A 20,482-nucleotide genomic window follows, 5' to 3' on the forward strand; every position below is an offset into this window, starting at 1 on the left:
GCGGCGGCTGAGCTTGGGCCTCCGCGGCGTCACCGCACTGCCAGCACGACGGCTGCTGCCGCGACGACGATGATGAGCACGGTGAAGACCGCCTCACCGCCGGCCGCGACGAGGTCCGAGCGAGCGCGCCCGGGACGCAACCATGGCAGCTGCGGGCCGAGGCGTGCGGCCTCGAACGCGGCGACGACGACGGCCAGTGCTGCCGGCACCCACACCAAGAGCGCCCAGCTCGGCAGGCTGACGAGCAGCCACTGCATGATGAACACTGTGACGGCAGCGATGATGCCGACGGACAGTCCTATCCGGGAGACGGGAACGTCCTGGCTGCCTGCTGCCACTGCGCGCCGAGCGCGGATGACGCGCCACACGGCCTGCCCGGCGTAGGCGAGGATGAAGATGAGGAAGAAGACCGCGAAGATCGTGCTCATGACTGCTCCTGTCCGTCGATGAGGACGTCGAGTGCATCGTCGACCGAGCGACTCGTGTCCGAGAGCACGATGAGTGCCTCGCCTTCAGGGGTGAAGCCGACGATCGAGCTGAAGCCGCCGGTGCCGCCGTTGTGCAGAATCACGTGCTTCTCACCGGCATCCGGCACCCGCAGCATCCAGTTGAAGCCGATCTCCCGACCCTCGCGCAGCAGCGCATGTCGCGTCGTGGCCTGCTCCGCGCCGGCCAGCTCACCGGTCATCACCGCCTGTACGTAGCGGGTCATATCGGCCGCAGTCGAACGGATCCCGCCGGCCGGTGCGTTGGCGTTCATCGTCCACGGTGAGGCGGGGACGCCGCCGGCAGCGTAGCCGTGCGGAGCATCGGCGGCTAAGCCGTCGCGGGTGACCGGCAGATAGCTGTCGTACATGCCCAGCGGCTCGAAGATCCGCTCCTGCAGCAGGGCGGGGTAATCCGTGCCGGCCGCCTCGGCCAGGGCGAGCCCCAGCAGCGCGACCCCGTAGTTCGAGTATTCGCCATCGCCGGCATCCGGGTCGACCGGCTTGGGCGCGTCGAGCGACTCCAGCCCGGCGAGCAGTTCGCTTTCGGAGGTCTGGTACGGGTCGGTGTGCAGCACCTGGGCGATGAGGGGTGTGAGCGGTCCGCTGGGCTCCAGGCGCGGCAGTCCCGAGGTGTGGGTCGCCAGCTGCATGAGCGTGATCTCAGCTGCCCCGCCGGCCTCGTCGCCGAAGATGTCGCCGAGCGTCGTGTCGAGGGTGACCTCCTCCTTCTCGATCGCCTGGCCGAGCAGCACGCCGGTGAAGGTCTTCGTCACCGAGCCGATCTCGAACTCGGTGTTCTCATCGGCGCCGAAGCCGGCGAACCGCGGCCCACTGCCGTCTGCGCTCAGCCGGGCGATCGCCACATGATGGCGCTGATGGGAGCCGAGGATCTCGATGATCTCCTCACCGAGCTCTGCGTCCCCGGTGCTGCCGCCGAGGCGCGGGAGCAGCGGCGAGACGAAGGTGAGCACGAGCGCGGTCACGAGCGCCGCGGCAGCCGGCAGCAGCCAGCCGCGGCGGCGAACGGAACCGCCGGCCGTGGTCTTTGCAGGTGTGTCTGGGAGCGGGCCAGGGGCGCGGCTGGTGTCTGTCATGAGGTCTCCGTTGCTGTTCAGCCGAGTGCGGCAAGGATGATCGTGAGGACGGGCACGAGCCGGTGGGCGGGGATCCGCCACTGCCCGCGCTGGGGTGATTCGAGCCAGCCGGCGCTCGCCAGCTGCTGCAGATGGTGGTAGATCTGCCCGGTCGAGCCGAAGAGGCCGAGTTCGGACAGGCCTGCGACCGAGGTGGTGCCGCGGTGGATCTCCTGCAGCAGTCCCAGCCGCACCGGGTGGCCGAGCGCGTCGAGACTGCCGGCGGCGGTGGTGAAGTCGAGGCTGTCGAAGTGGGCGGCCGGCCGGCCGTACTGCCACGCCACGGGACCGGCAGCCGTCTGCGGCAGGTCACCGGCGAAGACGATCCCGCCACCGACGCCGGCCTGCTCCTGCAGCCCGGTCAGCGCCCACATCGGGTCAGCGTTCGCAGGACCCTGGGGTGTGTGGCTGCCCTGCGGTGCGCGCGCGTCCTGGAGTGCGCTCGGGGTCGCCGCGCCCGAGGCGGTGGTCGCCTCGTCGTCGCTGGCCTGCTGGGCTTCGAGGGCGGCGATGCGGTCCTCGAGGGCGCGCAGCCGCTCATCAAGCGTGGGATCGTCCACACCCACAATTATACAAGAAATACGGAATTATCAAAAGACCAGAGTTTCGGGTGGTTCAGTGACGGGTGCTGTGGCGCCACACCCACCACACGACAGCGGCGACGATGATGAGGATGCCGACGGCGGCGAACTGCGTCCACAGCGGCAGCCCGCGCACATTCAGCAGCCCGGCCAGCAGCAGCGCACCGACGACGATGAGCACGATCGACCACACAGGGTTCGGGGCAGGAGACTGGCGGCGAGTCATGCCGCCAGACTAGGCCGGCCGGCCTGCGGCCGATACCACCACGAGATGAACACCTGGCCACATCTGCGCCGGGAGCGCAGGCGGCTACACTTGTGCGGTGATGTCTGATACCCCCGCAGGAACCCCCGAGCCCGACGAGACGGCCAGCCCGGAAGCAACGCAGAGCCCCGCCGAGATCCGCGCCGGGCACGCCGCCCGCGGCACCTGGATGCTGTTGCGCGGTGCCGCCGGCTTCATCTTCGGCATCGTCACCGTCTTCTTCCCGCGCGAACAGCTCGCCGGCCCCACTCAGCTGGCGCTGCGCGTCGACACCGCCGACTACCTCATCATCGGCTACCTCATCGTCCAGGGCCTGCTCATCCTCGGATTCGCCCGCCACGTCACCGCCTCGGCGCGCACCCCGGTGCTCGGCCAGGTCGTCATCGTGCTGCCGGCGCTCATCTTCCTCTTCCTCGCCGATCAGCCCGGTCAGCTGCGCGCCGCAGTGGCCGTATGGGCGCTGCTGCATGCGGCCTGCGAGCTGTGGCTGTGGTCGCTTGTGCGCAGCCTGCCGAACTCCTCGGACTTCCTCATCGTCGGCGGCATCCACGCGCTCGTCGGCGTCATCATCGCCTTCGGCGACGATATGGGGGCGCTCACCGTCATCGGCTTCACCGGTGCCGGCATGCTCGCTTCCGGAGTGCTCTACATGCTCGGCGGCTATGCACGGCGCAACCTCGCCACACGGGCCGCCGAGGCTCCCGGCACCGACGGCGCTCCCGGAACCGCCGGCACCGACTGAACCCCCGCCTCGGGCGCGGGGTCACCGGCACCCGGTGAGCTGAGCTGCGGCAGGTGCTCTGCCTAGACTTGGGGCATGAGCGATGAACTGCGACCGCAGCCCGGCAGCGACGATACGACCGCCCGTGATGAGCTTGGGCGCCCGGCGATGAACTTCCACACCCGCAAGTGGGTGCGACCTGAGGACCTCAACGCCAACGGCACGCTGTTCGGCGGCTCTCTGCTGCGGTGGATCGACGATGAAGCCGTCGTCTACGCGATGATCCAGCTGGGCAATCAGCGCATCGTCACGAAGTTCATCTCCGAGATCAACTTCCGCGCCTCCGCCACCAAGGGCGACATCATCGAGATCGGCTTGGTGGCGGCGAAGTTCGGGCGCACCTCGCTGACGATGCGCTGCGAGGTGCGCAATATCATCACCGGCGAGATCATCCTGTCGATCGACAAGATCGTCTTCGTCGGCCTCGATGAGCACGGCAGGCCCGTCGAGCACGGCTACGACTCCGTCACCTACGAACGCGACCGCTTCCCCGACCACCTCCGCGGCGGCCGGTGAGGCGCTGTTCGCCCCGCCGGTGAGGCGCTGTTCGCCCTGGGCGGGGCCAGCCACTACACTGGACCCGTTTTGCCCGGCGTGGGACCGGGCGCACCGCTGACGCACCGCACTGCTGACGCACCCGCTCGCCTGACCGCCGCACCGCAAGGACCGCTATGACCGCATCTCTCGACCTGTTCGACGCCTGGGATCCCGCAGCGCCCATCTCGGGACCGCTGACGGACCTCGCCGAGGCGGTTCGCACCCTCGACCCCGAGCTGTTCGCTGAGATCGTCCGCCTGGCCCGCACCCCCAGACTCCTCATCGCCACCGACTACGACGGCACCATCGCTCCGATCGTCGACAAGCCCACCCAGGCCTATCCGCTGCCGGCCAGCCTCATCAGCATGCGGGTGCTCGCCGCGCTGCCGGACACCAGCGCCGCGGTCATCTCCGGCCGCTCGCTGCGCGACCTGGCCGCCATGTCCCGGCTGCCGCGCGAGGTCCATCTGGTGGGCTCGCACGGATCCGAGAGCGATATCGATGCGATCGACGCGCTCGATGCGCAGGCCGCTGCAGCGCTCAAGGACCTGCACCAGTCGGTGGCCTCCCTGGCCCGGATGGTGCCCGAGGCGCACATCGAGCTCAAGCCCACGGGCGTGGCCGTGCACCTGCGCGGGCTCGAACCGTCCGCCCGCGCCGTCGTCGAGGCCGCGATCGCGCAGATGTCGCGGCACGTGGCCGTCACCGAGGTGCGCGGCAAGGAGGTCGCCGACCTCACCGTCGACGCCGCCACCAAGGGCGATGCGCTGCGGGACCTGCGGGAGCGCCTCGGCGCCGAGGGGGTGCTCTATATCGGAGACGACACCTCCGATGAGCGCGCCCTGGAGACCCTCGGCGCATCCGACCTGGGCATCAAGGTCGCCCCGCTCGACTGTCGCGCAGCCGTCTCCGGGCGGCCCTGCGTCGAGACGGCTGCCCGCTTCCAGATCGCCGACCCGGAGACCGTGTCGCTGGTGCTCACGAGCATCTTCGAGCTGCGCCGCTCCTGGCTGTTCGGCCAGACCGCCGTGCCGATCGAGCGTCATTCGATGCTCGGCAACGGGCAGTCGACCGCCCTCGTCGACCCCGGCGGGCGGATCTGCTGGATGCCGCATCCGCTGCCGCACTCGGCCTCGATCTTCTCGGAGATCCTCGGCTCCCCGGCCGCCGGCTACTACTCGGTCGCCCCGGCCGGTCCCGAGGCGGGCGCGGGGTCGGGCACGGCGGCGACCGGCACCTCGGGCGCGGCTGAGCGCAGGCAGAAGTCGCTGACCCAGCGCTACCAGCGCGACACCACCATCGTCGAGACCCGGTGGGCCGGGCTCACCGCCTGCGACTACCTCGCCCCGGTCGCCGAGGACAGCCTCGACACCGTGCTCGTGCGGGTGCTCACCGGCGACGCCGAGGCGGAGATCCGCTTCGCTCCGCGCCCGGACTTCGGCTCGTATCCGATCCGGCTGGAGAAGGTCGGCGATGGGGTGCGCGTGCTCGGCACCTCCGAACCGATCATGCTCCACGCTCCCGGGGTCGACTTCGACATCGTGAGCGAAGACGGCTCCGATACGGCTGTCGCGCGCGTCGTGCCGACGACGGCTGAGCGCGCCGAGCTCGTGCTCGTGCTGGTGTGCGGCGGCTCCTTCGACGACACCGACTATCTGCTCGCCGGCGGGGAGAGCCTCGTGCGGCGCCGGGCGGCCGGCTACTGGCGCAACTGGGTCTCCAGCCTCGACCTGCCGCAGCTCAAGACCGATGAGGTGGCCCGCTCGGCGATCACCCTGCGCGCCCTGTGCCACGTGCCCACCGGCGGAGTGCTTGCCGCCGCAACCTCGTCCCTGCCTGAGGGGATCGGCGGCATCCGCAACTGGGACTACCGCTACTGCTGGCTGCGCGATGGCTCGATGACCGTGCGCACCCTGCTGAGCCTGGGCTCCACCGCCGAGGCGGAGGGCTTCCTGGCCTGGCTGGCGGGCATCCTCGAGATGACGGTCGGGCCCGAGCAGCTGCATCCGCTCTACGCTGTGGACGGCTCGGCCCTGACGACCGAGGCGGTGCTGGAGCATCTGCCCGGCTATGCCGGTTCGCGGCCGGTGCGGGTGGGCAATGCCGCTGAACACCAAGTGCAGCTTGACGTGTTCGGTCCGGTGACCGAGCTGCTCGACGATCTCACCGCGGCGGTCGGTACGCTGTCGGAGGAGAACTGGAAGCTCACCTGCGATATGGTCACCGCCGTTGAGCGCCGCTGGCAGGAGCCCGATCACGGCATCTGGGAGGCGCGCCGGGCGCCGAAGCACAATGTGTACACGAAGGTGATGTGCTGGGTGACCGTCGACCGTGCGATCCGCATTGCCGAGCGGTTCGGGCGCACGATGCCCGGGGCGTGGCGGCGGCTGCGCGAGACGATCGCCGAGGACGTCATCGCACGCGGCTGGAATGAGAAGGTCGGCGCTTACACCGTGGCTTATGGCGAGGACGATCTCGATGCGGCGTGCCTGTTCGTGGGCCTGTCCGGCCTGCTGCCGGCTGATGATGAGCGGTTCATCGCCACCGTCGATGCGATCGAACGCGTCCTGCGGGTGGGGCCGACGGTGTTCCGCTACCACTACGATGACGGGCTGCCCGGTCTGGAGGGCGGCTTCCACATCTGCACGACCTGGCTCATCGAGGCCTTCATCATGGTCGGCCGGATCGATGACGCCCGGGACCTGTTCCGCCGCCTCGACAACCTCATGGGGCCCACCGGGCTGTTTCCCGAGGAGTATGAGCCGATCGCCGAACAGCACCTGGGCAACCACCCGCAGGCGTACTCGCACCTGGGCTATATCCGCGTCGCCCGGCAGCTCGACGAGCTGCTCAATGTGGCCTCCGATGCCGAACTCGACGACGACAGCCTCGACGAGGTCGACATCGACACCACCACCTCGGGACGGGTATCATCGGTATCATCATGATGTCAGCAACTGAGGCTATCGTTTGGGGTCGTCTCCGCTTCTGAGCGGCGGACCCTGATTCGAATTCCCCATTCCCAGGTTTCGCCGCTCCGCTGTGACCAGCCGGGCGGAGACATTGAGCTGCCCGGACGCCAGACTTCTTTGGAGCGTCCCACATCATGCCCACGTATCGTGGCTGCCGTCATGAGCACGGCCAGAACTACCTCATCGACTCACACACCATCACCACCCTCATCGGCGCCGTCGCCGAATCCCGCGGACCGATCATCGAGATCGGGCCCGGGCGCGGCGCCCTGACCCACCGGCTCGCCGCGCTCGGCCGGCCTCTCACTGCCGTGGAGATCGACCCGCGCAACGCCGCCGCGCTGCGCCGCGAGCTCACCGCACCCACCGGCGGGCCGCCGGTCGAGATCGTCACCGCCGACTTCCTGCGCTGGCATCTGCCGGCCGACAGATGCGTCATCGTCGGCAATCTGCCGTACCACCTGACGACGGCGATGCTGCGCCACATCCTGCCGATCCCGCACTGGCAGGTGGCAGTGCTGCTCGTGCAGTGGGAGGTCGCCCGGCGTCGGGCCGGGGTGGGCGGTGCGTCGATGATGACCGCCCAATGGTGGCCGTGGATCGACTTCACGGTGCTCGGCCGGGTGCCGCGCAGTGCCTTCCGGCCGATGCCGAGTGTCGACGGCGGGATGTTGCGGATGACTCGGCGCACTGAGCCCCTGCTCGCCGAAAACGACCGGCGAGCCTACCGTGGGTTCGTCCACGCGGTGTTCACCGGCCGCGGCCGCGGGCTGCCGGAGATCCTCAGCCGGATTGTCGGGCAGCGCGCCCGTCAGGCGGTCAAGGGCTGGCTGGCCCGCGAGCGCCTTGGCGCGAGCGCCCTGCCCAAGGACCTGTCGGCTGAGCAGTGGGCTGGCCTCTACAAGCTGGTCGCCGGCTGCGGCTGGTCACCAGGTGGTGCGGTCTCCCGTTCCCGAGGTGGCCGTTCCCGAGGAGGTGGCCGCCGCTGATCTGACTGGCCAGCGACTTCCCGGTCGCCATCGTCGCAGGTCAGCGCACGATGTCTGTGCCGGAGTCTAGCGTAGGTGTACGCATCGAATGGGCAGGTGACTGCCCGGTGACAGGGGACCGTGATGATGGCGACGGATATGCCCGACGCGTACGAGACCGATACCGCGACCGGCAGCGCAACCGGGGCCGATGAGCTCGGCGCACAGCTGAGCATGATCGAGGGCTTTCCCTCCCTGGGTCCCGGCAGGGACGCACCGGGTTCGTCTTCCTCACCGAAGACGGCCGGGATGTCGGCAAGTTCGAAGCCCATCTGCTCCTGGCGGCCCCGGGACACACGCAGGACACTATCGACTGGACGCCGCTGGAACACCCGCCCGAAGACCTCGACGACGTCTCCGAGGTTATGGCAGAGCCGCTGAATCTCACGGCCTGCCCGTTCGAGCAGCTTTACGGACCTGATCGCATCAGCACCTTCGGCGGCGGTTATGGCTTCGATCTCGCAGAGTGCGTCTCCTGGCTCTTCGACGTGGAGAAACCACAGGATGATCTCGGCTTAGCCGCCTAGATAGGGGGCTCGCACCGCGCCTGCCCTCAGGCTGCGCATCGTAGGTGATCGTCTGAACTGCCAACTGGTCGTACAGCGACCGGGCAGCTGAGTTGTCCTCGGTGGTGATCCACCTGACGACCGAGCAGTCCGGTGCGCGCGCTTCAGCGCGGATCCTGTCGATGAGCGCGCTGCCGGCGCCGCGCCCGCACGCCTCGGGAGCAGTGAAGAGGTCATCGAGCCGCACACCGACGGTACCCGTCGAAGGGCGGGCAAACGGCGGAAAGGCGCGATCCCCACAATCGACTCATCTCGTCTGCCTGCGGATTCGGCTGAATCGACGAGAGCCACCAGCCCGCACAGCTCATCGCCCTCATCGTTGAGCCACGCCCACACCCGGTCGACGACCGCCTCATCAGGGGTGAGCCGGTAGAAGTCCCGGTAGGCGGCTAACAGCTGCCGCCACCGCTGCGCGCCCACCTCGGGGCCGGGCCTTCAGCCCACCTGGGGGAGCGCGCCGGTGTGGGTCTTGACGATCTCCTCTTCGACCCTCGCCTCGGGGAACACCACCTCGGTCACGGCACCGCCGTCCGGGGCGTTGCGGAACAGCAGATGCATGCCCAGCAGCTTCGCCTGGCCCTGCGCGATGACGAGGCCCAGGCCCATGCCGCCGCCGCCCGAGGACACGAACCGCGTCGGCCCCGAAGCCAGGATGTCAGCCGGGTAGCCCGAGCCGGCATCGCTGACGATGACCGAGCTGGGGGTCGTGCGCACCACGATCGGCGCCTTGCCGTGCCGCACCGAGTTGACGATGAGGTTCGAGATGATCCGCTCGAAGCGCCGCTGATCCGTCCACACCGCGCGCCCATTCGAATCGAAGGCGGACTCCACCTCGACGCCGGACAGCGCCCCAGAGCCCTGCAGAGTCGACAGCAGCGAGCGGATGGAGTTGTCGACGTTCATCTCCGCGATCGTCGGCGTCACCCGCCCGGCATCGAGACGCGAGACCTCCAGCAGATCCTCAACAAGCACCTGCAGCCGGTTGACCCGCTCCTTGACGAGCTCAGCCGGCCGGGAATCCTCCTCCAGCAGATTCGCGGCATTCACCAGTCCGGTGAGCGGGGTGCGCATCTCATGGGCCAGATCCGCGGTGAAGCGCTGCTCCGAATCGAGCCGCTCCACCATCCGGGCCACCGCGGTATCGGCCGCCTCCGCGAAGGCGGCGACCTCATCGTCGCCGGTGTCGATGACATCGGAGATCCGCACTGAGGTGTCCCCGCCGGCGATCTTGCGCGCGGCCTGCGCGCCCAGGGTCAGGCGCCTGGAGATCTGCCCGGCCGCCAGTGAGCCGATGCCGCCGATGACGACCGCGGCGCCGATCATGCCGAGCAGGATCGCCCGGTCGATCTGGTTGAGCAGATGCTGCGATTCCTCCGTCGAGTTCCGCACCGAGATCACCGCCGTGTGCGAGCCGACATTGATCGGCGCGGCCGCCCACATCGTCTCCTCCCACTCGACCGTGGAGCGGATCGTGACGCTCTTGCCCTGCCGGGCGGCGGTCTGCGCCTCCTCCGGCAGATCCGGGTCGTCGACAGTGGCGTTGAGGGTCAGCACCCCGGTGTCGGAGTAGATCGAGATCGCGTCCTCAAGCTGATCGGAGACCCGCTGACGCATTCGGTCGTCTTCGGCCGAAGCCGCGGACTGCCGCACGATGACACCGCAGGAGAGCACCGCGATGATGACGGAGACGACGATGAGGAGAACGATCTTCCACCTGAGCGACACGCGCAGCCCCTACCCGGCGAACCGGTAGCCGAAACCCCGCACAGTCTCGATCATGCGCGCGCCGATCTTCTTGCGCAGCCGCTGGATGTGGACGTCGACGACCCGCGAGTCGCCGGCCCATTCATACCCCCACACGGTGTAGGCGATCTTCTCCCGCGAGTACACGTGCCCCGGCTCCTCGGTCAGCAGGAGCAGCACCCGCAGCTCGGTCGGCGTCAGGTGCACCTCCTCATCGTCGACCAGCACCGTCAGCCGGGCACTGTCGAGCACGAGCGAACCCAGCCGGGTCCGGTACGGCCCGCGGTCGGCATCCGCGCCCGAGTCGGGGGTCGCCTGCGCGGTCCCGCCTCCAGTTCCGGCGCCTCCGGTCCCGGCGCGGGCGTGCGGCTGGGCTGCGGGGGCAGCCGCAGCCGAGGCGGCACTCGGGTTCGACAGTCCGGGGGAGGGGCCGAGCACCTCGGGAATGCCGTCGATGCCGATCGTCGTGCTCGCCTCGGGTTCGGGGGCCTTGGCCGCCGGCGGGCCGATCTCGTCGGGGGAGAAGCCCATCGGCTCATTGCCGGCGGTGATGAAGCGGCGCACGACCGCGCGGATGCGGGCGTTGAGCACCTGCATGTCGAAGGGTTTGACGAGGTAGTCGTCGGCGCCGGCTTCGAGCAGCTGGACGATGTCGATCGGCTCGGAGCGGGCGGAGATGATGACGATCGGCACGGTCGACTTCTCGCGGATCGCCCGGCAGATTGAGGCGCCGTTCATGGTGGGCAGCATGAGGTCGAGCAGCACGACATCGGCACCGTGGGCGGCGACGAACTCATAGCCGTCGCGGCCGTCTTCGAAGGCGCTGACGGTGTAGCCGAAGCGCTCGAGGGAGATCTGTGTGGTCTCGCGGATGACTTCATCGTCTTCGACCAACACGATATGCATGAAGGACCTCGTTTCGCTTCACATGAGCGGTGTGACTGCAGTGGGGACTGACATACAGCTTAGCGGCCAGGGACGTCGCGTGTCGGGCTCATCCGCGGGCGCGGCATCACTCGCTGCTGTTGCGGCTGATGCGCTGGCCGGCCTCGAACTGTCCGCCGTGATACCGGTAGACCCGCACCGACCAGCCCGAGGGGCAGCAACGGGCATCCCCGTCGCGGTACAGCGACTCCTGCGCCACGAGCGTGCCGCCCTGGCCGGGAGTGAGGGTCAGGTCCGTGCCGGAGACCACGAGCTCGACGGTCGGCTCACCATCATCAGCGCCGACGACGAGCCCGGCGAAATGCTGCTCATTGCGCGGGGCGGAGACCATCGCCAGCTGGAAGGTCTCATCACCGACGACGAGCGGCTGGCTCAGCGTCAGGCATTCGGTGCAGTACAGCAGCGTCTCCAGCACCTGCGAGCTGGTCCCATCGTTCGTCAGCGTCGCATCGCTGACGGCCGCCTCACGGATCTCGGCGGCGCTGAAGGGCACATCGACCGGCAGATCTTCAGCCTGCTCCGAGGCCGAGGGAACCGGCTGGCCCTGCGGGCTCTCGACCCGCAGCCCGCCGTCGGGACTGCACCCGCTCAGCAGCATGAGACCGGCGCACACGGCAGCGACCGCACCACCGCCTTGGGCGCGGAAGGAGGCCGCAGCAGCGGCCGGAAGCGATGCAGTCATGTCTCTAGTGTGCCAGGTGACCCGCTTCGCCGGTCCAGCTGCGACGGAGTAGAATGGGGGCACTATGGCTGATGAACAGGACAATCACTCCCCGGCATATCCGTCGAACACGACTGTGAGTTACAAGGACTCCTTCATGTTCGGTGTCGTCGCCGCCGGCATTGTCCTCATCTCAACGATCATCTTCACCGCAGCCTGGTCGAGCCTCCGGGCGATGGCCCTCGTCGGCCTCTACACCGTCGTCACCTTCCTCGTCGTCTTCTCCGTCACCGCGCTGCTCAACTGGATCAGCAGCCGCCGCGGCGATCAGGACCAGAAGTCCTTCCCGGTGCTCAAGTAGGCCGGCCCGCTGCAGGCGCTCGCCGTTCCCGAGGTGGTGGGCGCCTTCTGCATAGGCGCTGACCTGGGACGTTTAAAGAATTCGGCAGAATCTTTCAATATCCCAGCAACGTTGCAAGCGGTTTTACATATCACTGGTGAGGGCCGCGAGCAGCTGGGTGTTGCGGAACAGGACGTCTCGGCCGGAGCGCTCTTCAGCGAGGATCCCGGCATCCGCCAGAGCGCGCAGCCAGCTTGCCGCCGTCGGACGTGAGACGGAGCAGGCCTCCATGACGGTGCTGATGCGGCAGTACGGGTTCTCGAACAGCGCATCGGCGAATCGTGCATGCGGTCCCGCCGGGGTCACGTCGTTGATGGCGGTGAGGGTGTCCTTCTGCAGCTGCTGGATCCGTTCGACGAGACGCAGCGTCGCAGAGGCTGTCTCCTCGACTCCGGCCAGGATGAAGAGAATCCATTCCTCCCAGTTCTGCTCGGTGGTGACGTTCAGCAGCAGGCGATAGTACTCGTCTTTGTGCTCGATGATGTAGCGCGAGAGGTACAGCACCGGGTGGGACAGCAGGCCGGCGGTGACGACGAGCAGCACGTTGAGGATTCTGCCGGTGCGGCCATTCCCGTCGGTGAAGGGGTGAATCGCCTCGAACTGGTAGTGCGCGGCGGCCATCGCGATGAGCGGGTCGAGCTCGCCGGGTTCGTTGACGAATCTCTCCCAGTCAGCGAGCAGGGCGGTGATCCGCTCGAATCCCTCAGGCGGCGAGTAGATCACGGCTTCCGTCTGCGGATTGGCGATCCGGGTGCCTGGCAGCGTTCGGACCGACATCTGCCGCTGGTGGATTGTCGTGCAGATCTGCTCAGCAAGCGCTGCGGAGATCGGGCGATCGCGGATCCATTCGACACCGTCGAAGAGCGCCCGGCTGTAGTGGTACGCCTCTTTCGTCGCAGGGCGAGCCCGAACATCGGCGACCTGGGAGAAGCGCAGGAGCTCATCGGTCGTCGTCACGATGTTCTCGATCTCCGAGCTGGCCTGTGCCTCGATGTAGGGCAGGGAGTTGACGAGCACTGCCGGGTTCGGAATGCGTCTGCACGCCTGATCGAGCCCGGCGAGCGCAGCGCGCGCCGTGATGGCAGACTTCAGCGTCCGGCGGGTCTCGAGAACGTCTGCCGACGGAACCGGAGGCAGCTCGTCAAACGGAATCTCAGGGTTCCAGGCCATGCACCGAGTTTATGAGCTGAGCTTGCGATAGTGAAAGAATTCGGCAGAATCTTTCAATATCCCAGCAACGTTGCAAGCGGTTTTACATATCACCGGAACCGCAGCAGGCGCAGGCTGTTGAGCACGACGAACACCGAGCTCAGGGCCATCGCGGCCCCGGCGATCATCGGATCGAGCAGTCCGAACGCGGCGAGCGGGATCGCGGCGACGTTGTAGGCGAAGGCCCAGAACAGGTTGCCGTAGATGATCCGCAGGGTGCGCCGGGAGAGCCGGATCGCCTGCGGGATCTGGGCCAGGTCGTCACGGACAAGCGTGATGTCGGAGGCTGCGATCGCGGTGTCGGTGCCCGAACCCATCGCCAGGCCGATGTCGGCCTGCGTCAGTGCCGCGGCATCGTTGACCCCGTCGCCGACCATCGCCACCGACCGGCCTTCAGCCTGCAGCGCGGTGATGACCTCGACCTTCCCGTCCGGGCGGACATCGGCGTGCACGCGCTCGATGCCGGCCTCGGCGGCGACCGCCTCGGCGACCCGGGCGTTGTCGCCGGTGAGCAGGATCGGCTCCAGGCCGAGCTCCCGCAGCTGGGTGATCGCAGCCGCCGCGGACTCCTTGAGGGTGTCGGCCACGGCGATGCAGCCGGCGAAGCGGTCGTCGATCCCGACGGCCACGATCGTCGCCGGCAGATCCGGCACTGCCTCGGCGGGCACGTCGAAGCCGTGCTCGCGCAGCAGGTCCGGGCGGCCGATGAGCACCGCATGCGCCGCTCCCGAGGCGGTGCTCGCTTGTGCGCGCACGCCGCCGCCGGGGATATTGGCGAAGTCAGTGACCGTCACCGCAGGCGCGCTGGCGGCCTCGGGCCGGCTGGGTGCCGCGGCGATGGCCTGGGCGATCGGGTGCTCCGAATGCGCCTCGACGGCCGCAGCGATGGCGAAGTCCGCATTGGACAGCTGCGCCGCGATGACCTGCATGCGGCCTTCGGTGACGGTGCCGGTCTTGTCGAGCACGATGGTGTCGAGGCGCCGGGTCGATTCCATCACCTCGGGCCCGGAGACGAGGATCCCGAGCTGGGAGCCGCGCCCGGAGGACACGGCGACCGCTGTCGGGGTGGCCAGGCCGAGCGCGCACGGGCAGGCGATGATGAGCACGGTCGTGGCGGCGATGAGCCCGCCGGACCAGGAGCCGGCTGCCAGCCCCCAGATGAGCAGGGTGGCGGCGGCGATGACGAAGACGATCGGCACGAAGACCGCCGAGATCCGGTCGGCCAGCCGCTGCACCGGGGGTTTGCCGGTCTGGGCGCGGGTGACGAGCTCGGCCATCTGCGCCAGCGTCGTCTCGGCGCCGACGCGGGTGGCGCGCACGGTCAGCGACCCGGAGGTGTTGATCGTCGCGCCGGTGACTGTGTCGCCGGGGCCGACCTCGACGGGCACGGACTCGCCGGTGAGCATCGACTCGTCGATCGCGGAATGCCCGCTCACAACCTCGCCATCGGTGGAGACCTTCTCACCAGGGCGGACGCGGAAGATCTCGCCGGCGGCCAGGTCCTCGATCGGCACCTCGACCTCGGCGTCGTCGCGGATGACGCGCACCTCGGTGGCGCCGAGGCTCAGCAGCTCGCGCAGCGCCTCGGTCGCGCGGCCCTTGGCGCGTTCCTCGATGAGGCGGCCGGTGAGCAGGAAGACGATGATCGCCACGGCAGCTTCGAACCACACGTGGTAGTCGTGTGGGATGTGCCACAGGTGACCGGCCGCCACCGCCCGGGCGAGCGCGGTGAGTGAGACGACGGTGGCGATGATGACGCCGACGCTCACAAGGGTGTCCATCGTTGTCGAGCGTCCGCGCGCGGCCTTGTAGGCGGCGGTGTAGAACGGCCAGGCGCCCCAGGTGACGACCGGCAGGCTGAGGGCTGCGACGAGCCACTGCCAGCCGGGGATCCCCAGCCCCATGCCCATCGAGATGACGACGACGGGCACGCCGAGGATTGCTGAGCCGATGAGCCGCGGCCGCAGGTGCCGCGGATCGTAGTCGACGACCTCGGGCCCGCGGCCTGGGGCCATGGGCGCGCGCACGGTAGCCGAGTACCCGGCCTTCTCAACAGCAGCGGTCAGCTGCTCATCGGTGACACCGGGCCCGGCGGTCACGCGCGCGGAGTTGAGCGGCAGGTTGACGGTCGCCTCGACGCCGTCGAGGCGGTTGAGCTTCTTCTCGATCCGCGCCGAACATGACGCGCACGTCATCCCTTTGATGTCGAGATCGACGCTGCGCGCCTGCTCGGCAGGATGGGTGCGATCGGCTGCGGGGCCGGCGCTCATCAGCGGACCTCGTATCCGGCCTCATCGACGGCGGCTTCGATGGCGACAGCCGAGAGCTCGGCATCGGATTCGATGCGCACGATCGAGTCGCCGCCGGCGACGAGGTCGACGTCGACGCTGCGGACGCCGTCGAGCTCGCTGAGCTCCTCCTTCACGGCGCGCTCGCAGTGCTCGCAGGTCATGCCGGAAACGGTGATGGTGGTGGTGTGCATGGGGTTCTCCCTTCTCAGCTCTTGATGAGCCGGCGGATGGCGGCAGTGGCCTCATCGACCTTGGCGGCCGCCGCCTCCGGGGACTCCTGGGCAGCAGAGACGACGCAGTGGCCCATGTGTTCGCGCAGCAGCTCGACGGAGACCGAGTGCAACGCGGCAGTCGCCGCCGAGATCTGTGTGAGGATGTCGATGCAGTAGGTGTCCTCTTCGATCATCCGGCCGATCCCGCGCACCTGGCCTTCGATGCGCTTGACCCGGTTGCGAAAGGCCTGCTTGTCGTCCAGGTAGCCCGGATCGGCCGGTCTGCTCTCCGGTCCCGAGGCGGTGGCTGTGTGCGTCTCTGTCATGCCCCGATGATATACCCTTAGGGGGTATCGGATCAAGGGGTGCCGGGTTACCTCGGGCCCCGCGCCGGCCTCAGCGCATCCGCAGGGCGCGCATGACGGCCAGCGCCGTCGTCATCGTCTGCTGGAACCTCTCCGCCGGCAGCAGCCTGCTGGGGGCCAGCGGCAGCAGTGACTGCCGGGCGATCGAGCGGGTGCGGGTGAAGGCGAGCAGCGCCTCGGTCCCGTGTCGGTGCCCGAGCCCGGAGTCCTTGATCCCGCCGGAGGGAGCGGCGATCGAACCCCAGACGGCGGCGAAGGCCTCATTGATGTTCACCATCCCGGCCTCGACCTGCCAGGCGACCTGCCAGCCGTGGGCTGCCGAGGCGGAGATGACGCTGGCGTTGAGGCCGACACTCAGGCTGTTGGCCGCCGCGATCGCCTCCGCATCGCTGGCCGCCGGATAGACGCTCACCACCGGCCCGAAGGTCTCCGCGGCGAACAGATCCGCCTCCGGGGTGACATCGGTGAGCACCGTCTGGGCGTACATCCACGGGCCGGCCGCGGTGCGCAGGCGGCCGCCGCAGCGCACCGTCGCCCCCGTCTCCCGGGCCTGCTCGACATGGGCGTGGACCTTCTTCACCTGCTGAGCCGAGGTCAGCGAGCCGAGCTCATGGGAGTAGTCGAAGGACGCCCCCTGGACCAGCGCCTCGGCGGCGGCGACGAACCGGTCGACGAACTCCTCATAGCGCTCGCCGACGACATAGATCCGCTCGATCGACAGGCACAGCTGCCCGCCGGAGGAGAAGGCCCCGCGCAGGGCGCAGTCGATGGCGGTGTCCATGTCCGCATCAGCGCACACGATCATCGCATTCTTGCCCCCGAGCTCCAGGACCACGGGAATGAGCCGACCGGCCACCGCCTCGGCGATGGAGCGCCCGGCCGCAGTCGAGCCGGTGAAGGACAGCCCGTCGACCCCGCCCAGCAGCGGATCGGAGACCTCCGCGACATCACCGGGCACAAGCTGCCACAGCTCCCGCGGCAGCCCGGCCTCGATCGCGAGCCGGCGCATGAGCACGGCGGAGAGCACCGTCTGCGAATCGGGCTTGTGGACGACGGCATTGCCGGCGATGAGCGAGGCGATGAGGTCATTGGCGCCCAGGGACAGCGGATAGTTCCACGGCGAGATGAACCCGATGACCCCCAGCGGGGCGTGATCGACCTGCGTGCGGGTGAGGCCCGGAACCGCGCCGCGGCGACCGGAGGCACCGAGTGTGCGCGGCGCGGCCAGCGCGGTGAAGCGGCTGACATTGTAGGAGTCGAGCACCTCGTCATAGGCATGCTGGCGGGCCTTGCCGGTCTCGGCCTGCACGACGTCGAGGAGCAGCTCCTCATTGCGCCGGACGAGATCGTGCAGGGTGAGGAACACCTCGGCACGTTCGCGCACACTGCGGGCGGCCCAGGCCTGCTGGGCGCGGCGGGCGCGCGCGATCGCCGCCGTGACGTCCTCCCCGCGGGCACCGCTGAAAGACGCCAGCGGATCGGCGGTGAAGGGCAGCCGGATGGTGATCTGCTCACCGGTGCCGGCGACATCGGACAGCGGGTCGGCGGAGAGGAACCCGCGCAGCCGCTCCGGCAGCTCGACCGGATGGGCCGGCGCCGGGCGGACCGGTGCAGGATGGGCCGAAGCGGGGCGGGTGCTCGTCAGCGAGGCGGTCGCATCTGTGCCAGTCATCATGAGGACAGTGTCTCATCTGCCCCTGACAGGACGGCTAGACTGAGACAATGGTCACAGCTGGACTGCGCCGTGCCGTGGCGCACCTCAACGCTCCCTTCGGCGTCCTCGACCGGGACGCCTTCGACGCCAACGCCGCAGCCCTCCGCGACCGCGCCGGCGGCCTGCCGATCCGCGTCGCCTCGAAGTCCCTGCGCGTCCCGGCTGCCATCGAGCGGGTGCTGGCCCGTGACGGCTTCGCCGGCGTCCTCGCGTTCTCCCTCGCCGAGGCGCTCGCCCTGCACGCCCGCGGCATCCGTGACATCGTCGTCGCCTATCCGAGCGTCGACCGCACGGCGCTGGCGGCGCTCGCCGCCGCGCCGGAGGCCGCCGCCCACATCACCCTCATGGTCGACCATCCGGATCAGCTCGACCTCATCGAGCAGGCTGCCGCTGCGGCCGCGCCCGAGGCGGTGCTGCGGGTGTGCATCGACATCGACGGTTCGCTCAGGCTCGCCGGCCTGCACATCGGCGCCCGCCGCTCGCCGCTGCATGAGATCGGCCAGGTGCTCGCCCTCGTCGGCGACATCGGCGCCCGGCAGCGGGTCCGGCTCGTGGGGCTCATGTGCTACGAAGGCCAGATCGCCGGGGTCCCGAACGCCGGATGGCAGCCCCGGCAGGCGATGCTGCGCCGCCTGCAGTCCCATTCGGTGCGCGAACTGGCCGAGCGCCGCAATGCGATCGTCGCAGCCGTGCGCGCCGAGGCGGAGCTCACGTTCGTCAACGGCGGGGGCACCGGCTCCCTGGAGACGAGCGCGGCCGAAGGCTCGCTGACCGAAGTGGCCGCCGGCTCCGGGCTCTTCGCCCCGGCGAGCTTCGACCGTTTCGCCCACTTCCGCCATACCCCGGCGGCCTATTTCACCGCACCGGTGGTGCGGATCCCAGCCCCAGACTGGGTGACGGTCTCAGGCGGAGGCTGGATCGCCTCGGGCGCGGCAGCAGCCGACCGGCTGCCCACTGTCGCCTGGCCGACAGACCTCGCCCCCAGCGGCAGCGAAGGGGTCGGCGAGGTGCAGACCCCGCTCACCGGGCGCGGGGCGCGGCAGCTGCGCATCGGCGACCACGTGTTCTTCCGGCACGCGAAGGCCGGCGAGCTCGCCGAGCACCTCAGCAGGTTCCATGTCGTGGCCGGTGGGACGATCGTCGACACCTGGGAGACCTACCGGGGTCTGGGGTGGAACTTCGAGACCGGCATGAACGAGCAGCCCCGGGACGCCGCTGGCAGCCCCGAGCAGAAGGAGCACGCGCATGACAACCACTCTCCGCAACTGGTCGGGCAGCGTCTGGTCCCATCCGCAGACCCTCCACACGCCCAGCAGCGCCGATGAGGTCCAGGACATCGTCACCACCGCCGCGCGCGCCGGCCAGCGGGTGCGGGTGCGCGGGGCCGGCCACTCCTTCACCCCGGTCGCCGCCAGCGCTGACCAGCTGCTGCAGCTCGACGGTCTCTCGGGTCTCATCAGCGCCGATCCGGCCGCCGGGCGGGCCCGCTTCCACGCCGGCACCCGCCTGCGCGACATCCCCGCCCTCCTCGCCCGGCACGGCCTGGCCCTGCCCAATCAGGGCGATGTCGATCCGCAGGCGCTGGCCGGTGCGGTCTCGACCGGCACACACGGCACCGGCCTGGGTTACACCGGATTCGCCGGCGCGGTCACCGGCCTGACCCTCATCGACGCGACCGGCACCCGGCGTGAGCTCTCAGCCGACAGCGAGCCGGAGATCTTCGACCACGCCCGCCTGAGCCTCGGCGTCTTCGGCGTGCTCACCGAGATCGAGCTCACGACCGTGCCGGCCTTCGACCTCATCGCCAGCGAGACCAGCGAGCCCTTCGACGAGATCCGCACGACGATGGCCGACCGCGTCCGGGAGGTCGACCACATCGAGTTCTACTGGTTCCCGCACACCCAGCACGCTGCGGTCAAGACGAACACCCGGGTGGCTCCCGGAGCCGAGGCGCCGGCTGCGCTGGCGCATGTCCGGCACCGACCCACGTGGCAGCGGCTGCTGAGTGAAGAGGTCATCGACAACGGCGCGCTCGCCGCTGTCTGCGCGATCGGCGCGCGGGTGCCCGCACTCGTGCCGCACTTCAACCGGCTCGCCACCGCCGCGCTGTCGAACCGCGCCTACCGGGCGGCCGCCCATGAGGTGTTCGTGTCCCCGCGCCGGGTGCGGTTCAACGAGATGGAGTACGCCGTGCCGCTCGAGGCCGGCGCCGAGGTGCTCGCCGAGATCGGCCGGACGATCACCGCCCGCGGCTGGCGAATCTCCTTCCCGCTCGAAGTGCGGGTGGCGGCGGCCGATGATGTGCCGCTGTCGACCGCCTCGGGCCGGGAGTCGATGTACATTGCCGTGCACCGCTATGTCGAAGAGGAGTGGGAGCCGTACTTCCGCACCCTCGAAGACATCCTGCTGGCAGCCGGCGGCCGCCCGCACTGGGGCAAGATCCACCGCCTCGGGCGCGCGGAGCTGGCCGAGCGCTATCCGCGGTTCGAGGAGTTCTGCGTGCTGCGCGAGCGGCTCGACCCGGCCGGGATGTTCTCGAACCCGTACACGGATACGCTCTTCGGCCGCTCCCGCCGCAGCTGAGCCGGCAG

At 69.3% G+C, this 20,482-nt stretch carries 20 protein-coding genes and 1 pseudogene; 8 read left to right on the forward strand and 13 right to left on the reverse strand.

Annotated features, from left to right (window positions below; genetic code table 11):
- Window positions 1-29 precede the first annotated feature (29 nt).
- From ACFFN1_RS11360 to ACFFN1_RS11375, 4 genes are read right to left on the reverse strand one after another with little or no spacing between them, the layout of a single operon-like run.
- A complete protein-coding gene (locus ACFFN1_RS11360; protein WP_376840864.1) occupies window positions 30-428 on the reverse strand; it encodes a hypothetical protein in 399 nt (132 codons plus the stop codon).
- Window positions 425-1,582, reverse strand: a complete 1,158-nt coding sequence (locus tag ACFFN1_RS11365; protein ID WP_376840865.1) for a serine hydrolase domain-containing protein — start codon at window positions 1,580-1,582, stop codon at window positions 425-427. The genes ACFFN1_RS11360 and ACFFN1_RS11365 overlap by 4 nt, the downstream gene beginning before the upstream one ends.
- 17 nt (window positions 1,583-1,599) lie before the next feature.
- Window positions 1,600-2,181, reverse strand: coding sequence for an ArsR/SmtB family transcription factor (locus ACFFN1_RS11370; protein WP_376840867.1), 582 nt, complete (start codon window positions 2,179-2,181; stop codon window positions 1,600-1,602).
- Between the two features lie 55 nt (window positions 2,182-2,236).
- Window positions 2,237-2,428 (reverse strand): hypothetical protein, encoded by a 192-nt coding sequence (locus ACFFN1_RS11375; protein ID WP_376840868.1) that lies wholly within the window; start codon window positions 2,426-2,428, stop codon window positions 2,237-2,239.
- Between the two features lie 100 nt (window positions 2,429-2,528).
- On the opposite strand from ACFFN1_RS11375, the gene ACFFN1_RS11380 reads away from it, so the two are divergent.
- The 5 genes from ACFFN1_RS11380 to ACFFN1_RS11400 all read left to right on the forward strand — a co-directional run bounded on the left by ACFFN1_RS11380 (window position 2,529) and on the right by ACFFN1_RS11400 (window position 8,312).
- Complete coding sequence (locus ACFFN1_RS11380) at window positions 2,529-3,209, forward strand: hypothetical protein (RefSeq protein ID WP_376840869.1); 681 nt, start codon at window positions 2,529-2,531, stop codon at window positions 3,207-3,209.
- A gap of 147 nt (window positions 3,210-3,356) precedes the next feature.
- Entirely contained in the window at window positions 3,357-3,764 is a 408-nt protein-coding gene (locus ACFFN1_RS11385) for an acyl-CoA thioesterase (RefSeq protein WP_376840916.1), read from the forward strand.
- A gap of 155 nt (window positions 3,765-3,919) precedes the next feature.
- The gene (gene otsB, locus ACFFN1_RS11390; RefSeq protein ID WP_376840871.1) at window positions 3,920-6,733 is read left to right on the forward strand and encodes a trehalose-phosphatase; all 2,814 of its coding nucleotides are present in this window, start codon (window positions 3,920-3,922) and stop codon (window positions 6,731-6,733) included.
- A 158-nt stretch (window positions 6,734-6,891) separates the two neighbouring features.
- A complete protein-coding gene (gene erm, locus ACFFN1_RS11395; RefSeq protein WP_376840872.1) occupies window positions 6,892-7,746 on the forward strand; it encodes a 23S ribosomal RNA methyltransferase Erm in 855 nt (284 codons plus the stop codon).
- A 404-nt stretch (window positions 7,747-8,150) separates the two neighbouring features.
- On the forward strand, window positions 8,151-8,312 hold the full coding sequence (locus tag ACFFN1_RS11400) for a hypothetical protein (RefSeq protein WP_376840917.1): 162 nt from the start codon (window positions 8,151-8,153) through the stop codon (window positions 8,310-8,312).
- 124 nt (window positions 8,313-8,436) lie between these two features.
- Here the strand turns inward: ACFFN1_RS11400 and ACFFN1_RS11405 are convergent.
- The 4 genes and pseudogenes from ACFFN1_RS11405 to ACFFN1_RS11420 all read right to left on the reverse strand — a co-directional run.
- A pseudogene (locus tag ACFFN1_RS11405) lies at window positions 8,437-8,538 on the reverse strand (hypothetical protein); the annotation flags it as partial.
- Window positions 8,539-8,786: 248 nt separating this feature from the next.
- Window positions 8,787-10,076, reverse strand: a complete 1,290-nt coding sequence (locus ACFFN1_RS11410) for a sensor histidine kinase (protein ID WP_376840874.1) — start codon at window positions 10,074-10,076, stop codon at window positions 8,787-8,789.
- Between the two features lie 9 nt (window positions 10,077-10,085).
- Entirely contained in the window at window positions 10,086-11,000 is a 915-nt protein-coding gene (locus ACFFN1_RS11415) for a response regulator transcription factor (RefSeq protein ID WP_376840875.1), read from the reverse strand.
- A gap of 106 nt (window positions 11,001-11,106) precedes the next feature.
- Window positions 11,107-11,721, reverse strand: coding sequence for a hypothetical protein (locus ACFFN1_RS11420; protein WP_376840876.1), 615 nt, complete (start codon window positions 11,719-11,721; stop codon window positions 11,107-11,109).
- Window positions 11,722-11,785: 64 nt separating this feature from the next.
- On the opposite strand from ACFFN1_RS11420, the gene ACFFN1_RS11425 reads away from it, so the two are divergent.
- On the forward strand, window positions 11,786-12,061 hold the full coding sequence (locus ACFFN1_RS11425) for a hypothetical protein (protein ID WP_376840877.1): 276 nt from the start codon (window positions 11,786-11,788) through the stop codon (window positions 12,059-12,061).
- Window positions 12,062-12,184: 123 nt separating this feature from the next.
- On the opposite strand, the gene ACFFN1_RS11430 is transcribed toward ACFFN1_RS11425, so the two are convergent.
- From ACFFN1_RS11430 to ACFFN1_RS11450, 5 genes are all read right to left on the reverse strand, one after another.
- Window positions 12,185-13,270, reverse strand: a complete 1,086-nt coding sequence (locus ACFFN1_RS11430) for a Fic family protein (protein ID WP_376840878.1) — start codon at window positions 13,268-13,270, stop codon at window positions 12,185-12,187.
- A gap of 89 nt (window positions 13,271-13,359) precedes the next feature.
- Complete coding sequence (locus tag ACFFN1_RS11435; RefSeq protein ID WP_376840879.1) at window positions 13,360-15,579, reverse strand: heavy metal translocating P-type ATPase; 2,220 nt, start codon at window positions 15,577-15,579, stop codon at window positions 13,360-13,362.
- Window positions 15,579-15,791, reverse strand: coding sequence for a heavy-metal-associated domain-containing protein (locus ACFFN1_RS11440; RefSeq protein WP_376840880.1), 213 nt, complete (start codon window positions 15,789-15,791; stop codon window positions 15,579-15,581). Before ACFFN1_RS11440 ends, ACFFN1_RS11435 begins: the two co-directional genes overlap by 1 nt.
- A gap of 14 nt (window positions 15,792-15,805) precedes the next feature.
- Complete coding sequence (locus ACFFN1_RS11445) at window positions 15,806-16,138, reverse strand: metal-sensitive transcriptional regulator (protein ID WP_376840882.1); 333 nt, start codon at window positions 16,136-16,138, stop codon at window positions 15,806-15,808.
- A gap of 70 nt (window positions 16,139-16,208) precedes the next feature.
- Window positions 16,209-17,852 (reverse strand): succinic semialdehyde dehydrogenase, encoded by a 1,644-nt coding sequence (locus ACFFN1_RS11450; protein ID WP_376840883.1) that lies wholly within the window; start codon window positions 17,850-17,852, stop codon window positions 16,209-16,211.
- Window positions 17,853-17,899: 47 nt separating this feature from the next.
- Here ACFFN1_RS11450 and ACFFN1_RS11455 point away from each other — a divergent pair, with 47 nt between their 5' ends.
- Window positions 17,900-19,216 carry an amino acid deaminase/aldolase gene (locus ACFFN1_RS11455; protein WP_376840885.1) on the forward strand — a complete coding sequence of 439 codons (1,317 nt, stop codon included), beginning with the start codon at window positions 17,900-17,902 and terminating at the stop codon, window positions 19,214-19,216.
- The gene (locus ACFFN1_RS11460; RefSeq protein WP_376840886.1) at window positions 19,137-20,474 is read left to right on the forward strand and encodes a D-arabinono-1,4-lactone oxidase; all 1,338 of its coding nucleotides are present in this window, start codon (window positions 19,137-19,139) and stop codon (window positions 20,472-20,474) included. Before ACFFN1_RS11455 ends, ACFFN1_RS11460 begins: the two co-directional genes overlap by 80 nt.
- Window positions 20,475-20,482 lie beyond the last annotated feature (8 nt).

The organism is Brevibacterium otitidis (assembly GCF_042429315.1).
Lineage (GTDB): Bacteria > Actinomycetota > Actinomycetes > Actinomycetales > Brevibacteriaceae > Brevibacterium > Brevibacterium otitidis.

Excerpts from the sequence above, each read along its gene's own strand:
- ACFFN1_RS11360 (WP_376840864.1), bottom strand. The coding sequence starts at position 428 with ATGAGCACGATCTTCGCGGTCTTCTTCCTCATCTTCATCCTCGCCTAC.
- ACFFN1_RS11365 (WP_376840865.1), bottom strand. The coding sequence starts at position 1,582 with ATGACAGACACCAGCCGCGCCCCTGGCCCGCTCCCAGACACACCTGCA.
- ACFFN1_RS11375 (WP_376840868.1), bottom strand. The coding sequence starts at position 2,428 with ATGACTCGCCGCCAGTCTCCTGCCCCGAACCCTGTGTGGTCGATCGTG.
- ACFFN1_RS11380 (WP_376840869.1), top strand. The coding sequence starts at position 2,529 with ATGTCTGATACCCCCGCAGGAACCCCCGAGCCCGACGAGACGGCCAGC.
- ACFFN1_RS11385 (WP_376840916.1), top strand. The coding sequence starts at position 3,357 with ATGAACTTCCACACCCGCAAGTGGGTGCGACCTGAGGACCTCAACGCC.
- otsB (WP_376840871.1), top strand. The coding sequence starts at position 3,920 with ATGACCGCATCTCTCGACCTGTTCGACGCCTGGGATCCCGCAGCGCCC.
- erm (WP_376840872.1), top strand. The coding sequence starts at position 6,892 with ATGCCCACGTATCGTGGCTGCCGTCATGAGCACGGCCAGAACTACCTC.
- ACFFN1_RS11400 (WP_376840917.1), top strand. The coding sequence starts at position 8,151 with ATGGCAGAGCCGCTGAATCTCACGGCCTGCCCGTTCGAGCAGCTTTAC.
- ACFFN1_RS11415 (WP_376840875.1), bottom strand. The coding sequence starts at position 11,000 with ATGCATATCGTGTTGGTCGAAGACGATGAAGTCATCCGCGAGACCACA.
- ACFFN1_RS11420 (WP_376840876.1), bottom strand. The coding sequence starts at position 11,721 with ATGACTGCATCGCTTCCGGCCGCTGCTGCGGCCTCCTTCCGCGCCCAA.
- ACFFN1_RS11425 (WP_376840877.1), top strand. The coding sequence starts at position 11,786 with ATGGCTGATGAACAGGACAATCACTCCCCGGCATATCCGTCGAACACG.
- ACFFN1_RS11430 (WP_376840878.1), bottom strand. The coding sequence starts at position 13,270 with ATGGCCTGGAACCCTGAGATTCCGTTTGACGAGCTGCCTCCGGTTCCG.
- ACFFN1_RS11435 (WP_376840879.1), bottom strand. The coding sequence starts at position 15,579 with ATGAGCGCCGGCCCCGCAGCCGATCGCACCCATCCTGCCGAGCAGGCG.
- ACFFN1_RS11440 (WP_376840880.1), bottom strand. The coding sequence starts at position 15,791 with ATGCACACCACCACCATCACCGTTTCCGGCATGACCTGCGAGCACTGC.
- ACFFN1_RS11445 (WP_376840882.1), bottom strand. The coding sequence starts at position 16,138 with ATGACAGAGACGCACACAGCCACCGCCTCGGGACCGGAGAGCAGACCG.
- ACFFN1_RS11450 (WP_376840883.1), bottom strand. The coding sequence starts at position 17,852 with ATGATGACTGGCACAGATGCGACCGCCTCGCTGACGAGCACCCGCCCC.
- ACFFN1_RS11455 (WP_376840885.1), top strand. The coding sequence starts at position 17,900 with ATGGTCACAGCTGGACTGCGCCGTGCCGTGGCGCACCTCAACGCTCCC.
- ACFFN1_RS11460 (WP_376840886.1), top strand. The coding sequence starts at position 19,137 with ATGACAACCACTCTCCGCAACTGGTCGGGCAGCGTCTGGTCCCATCCG.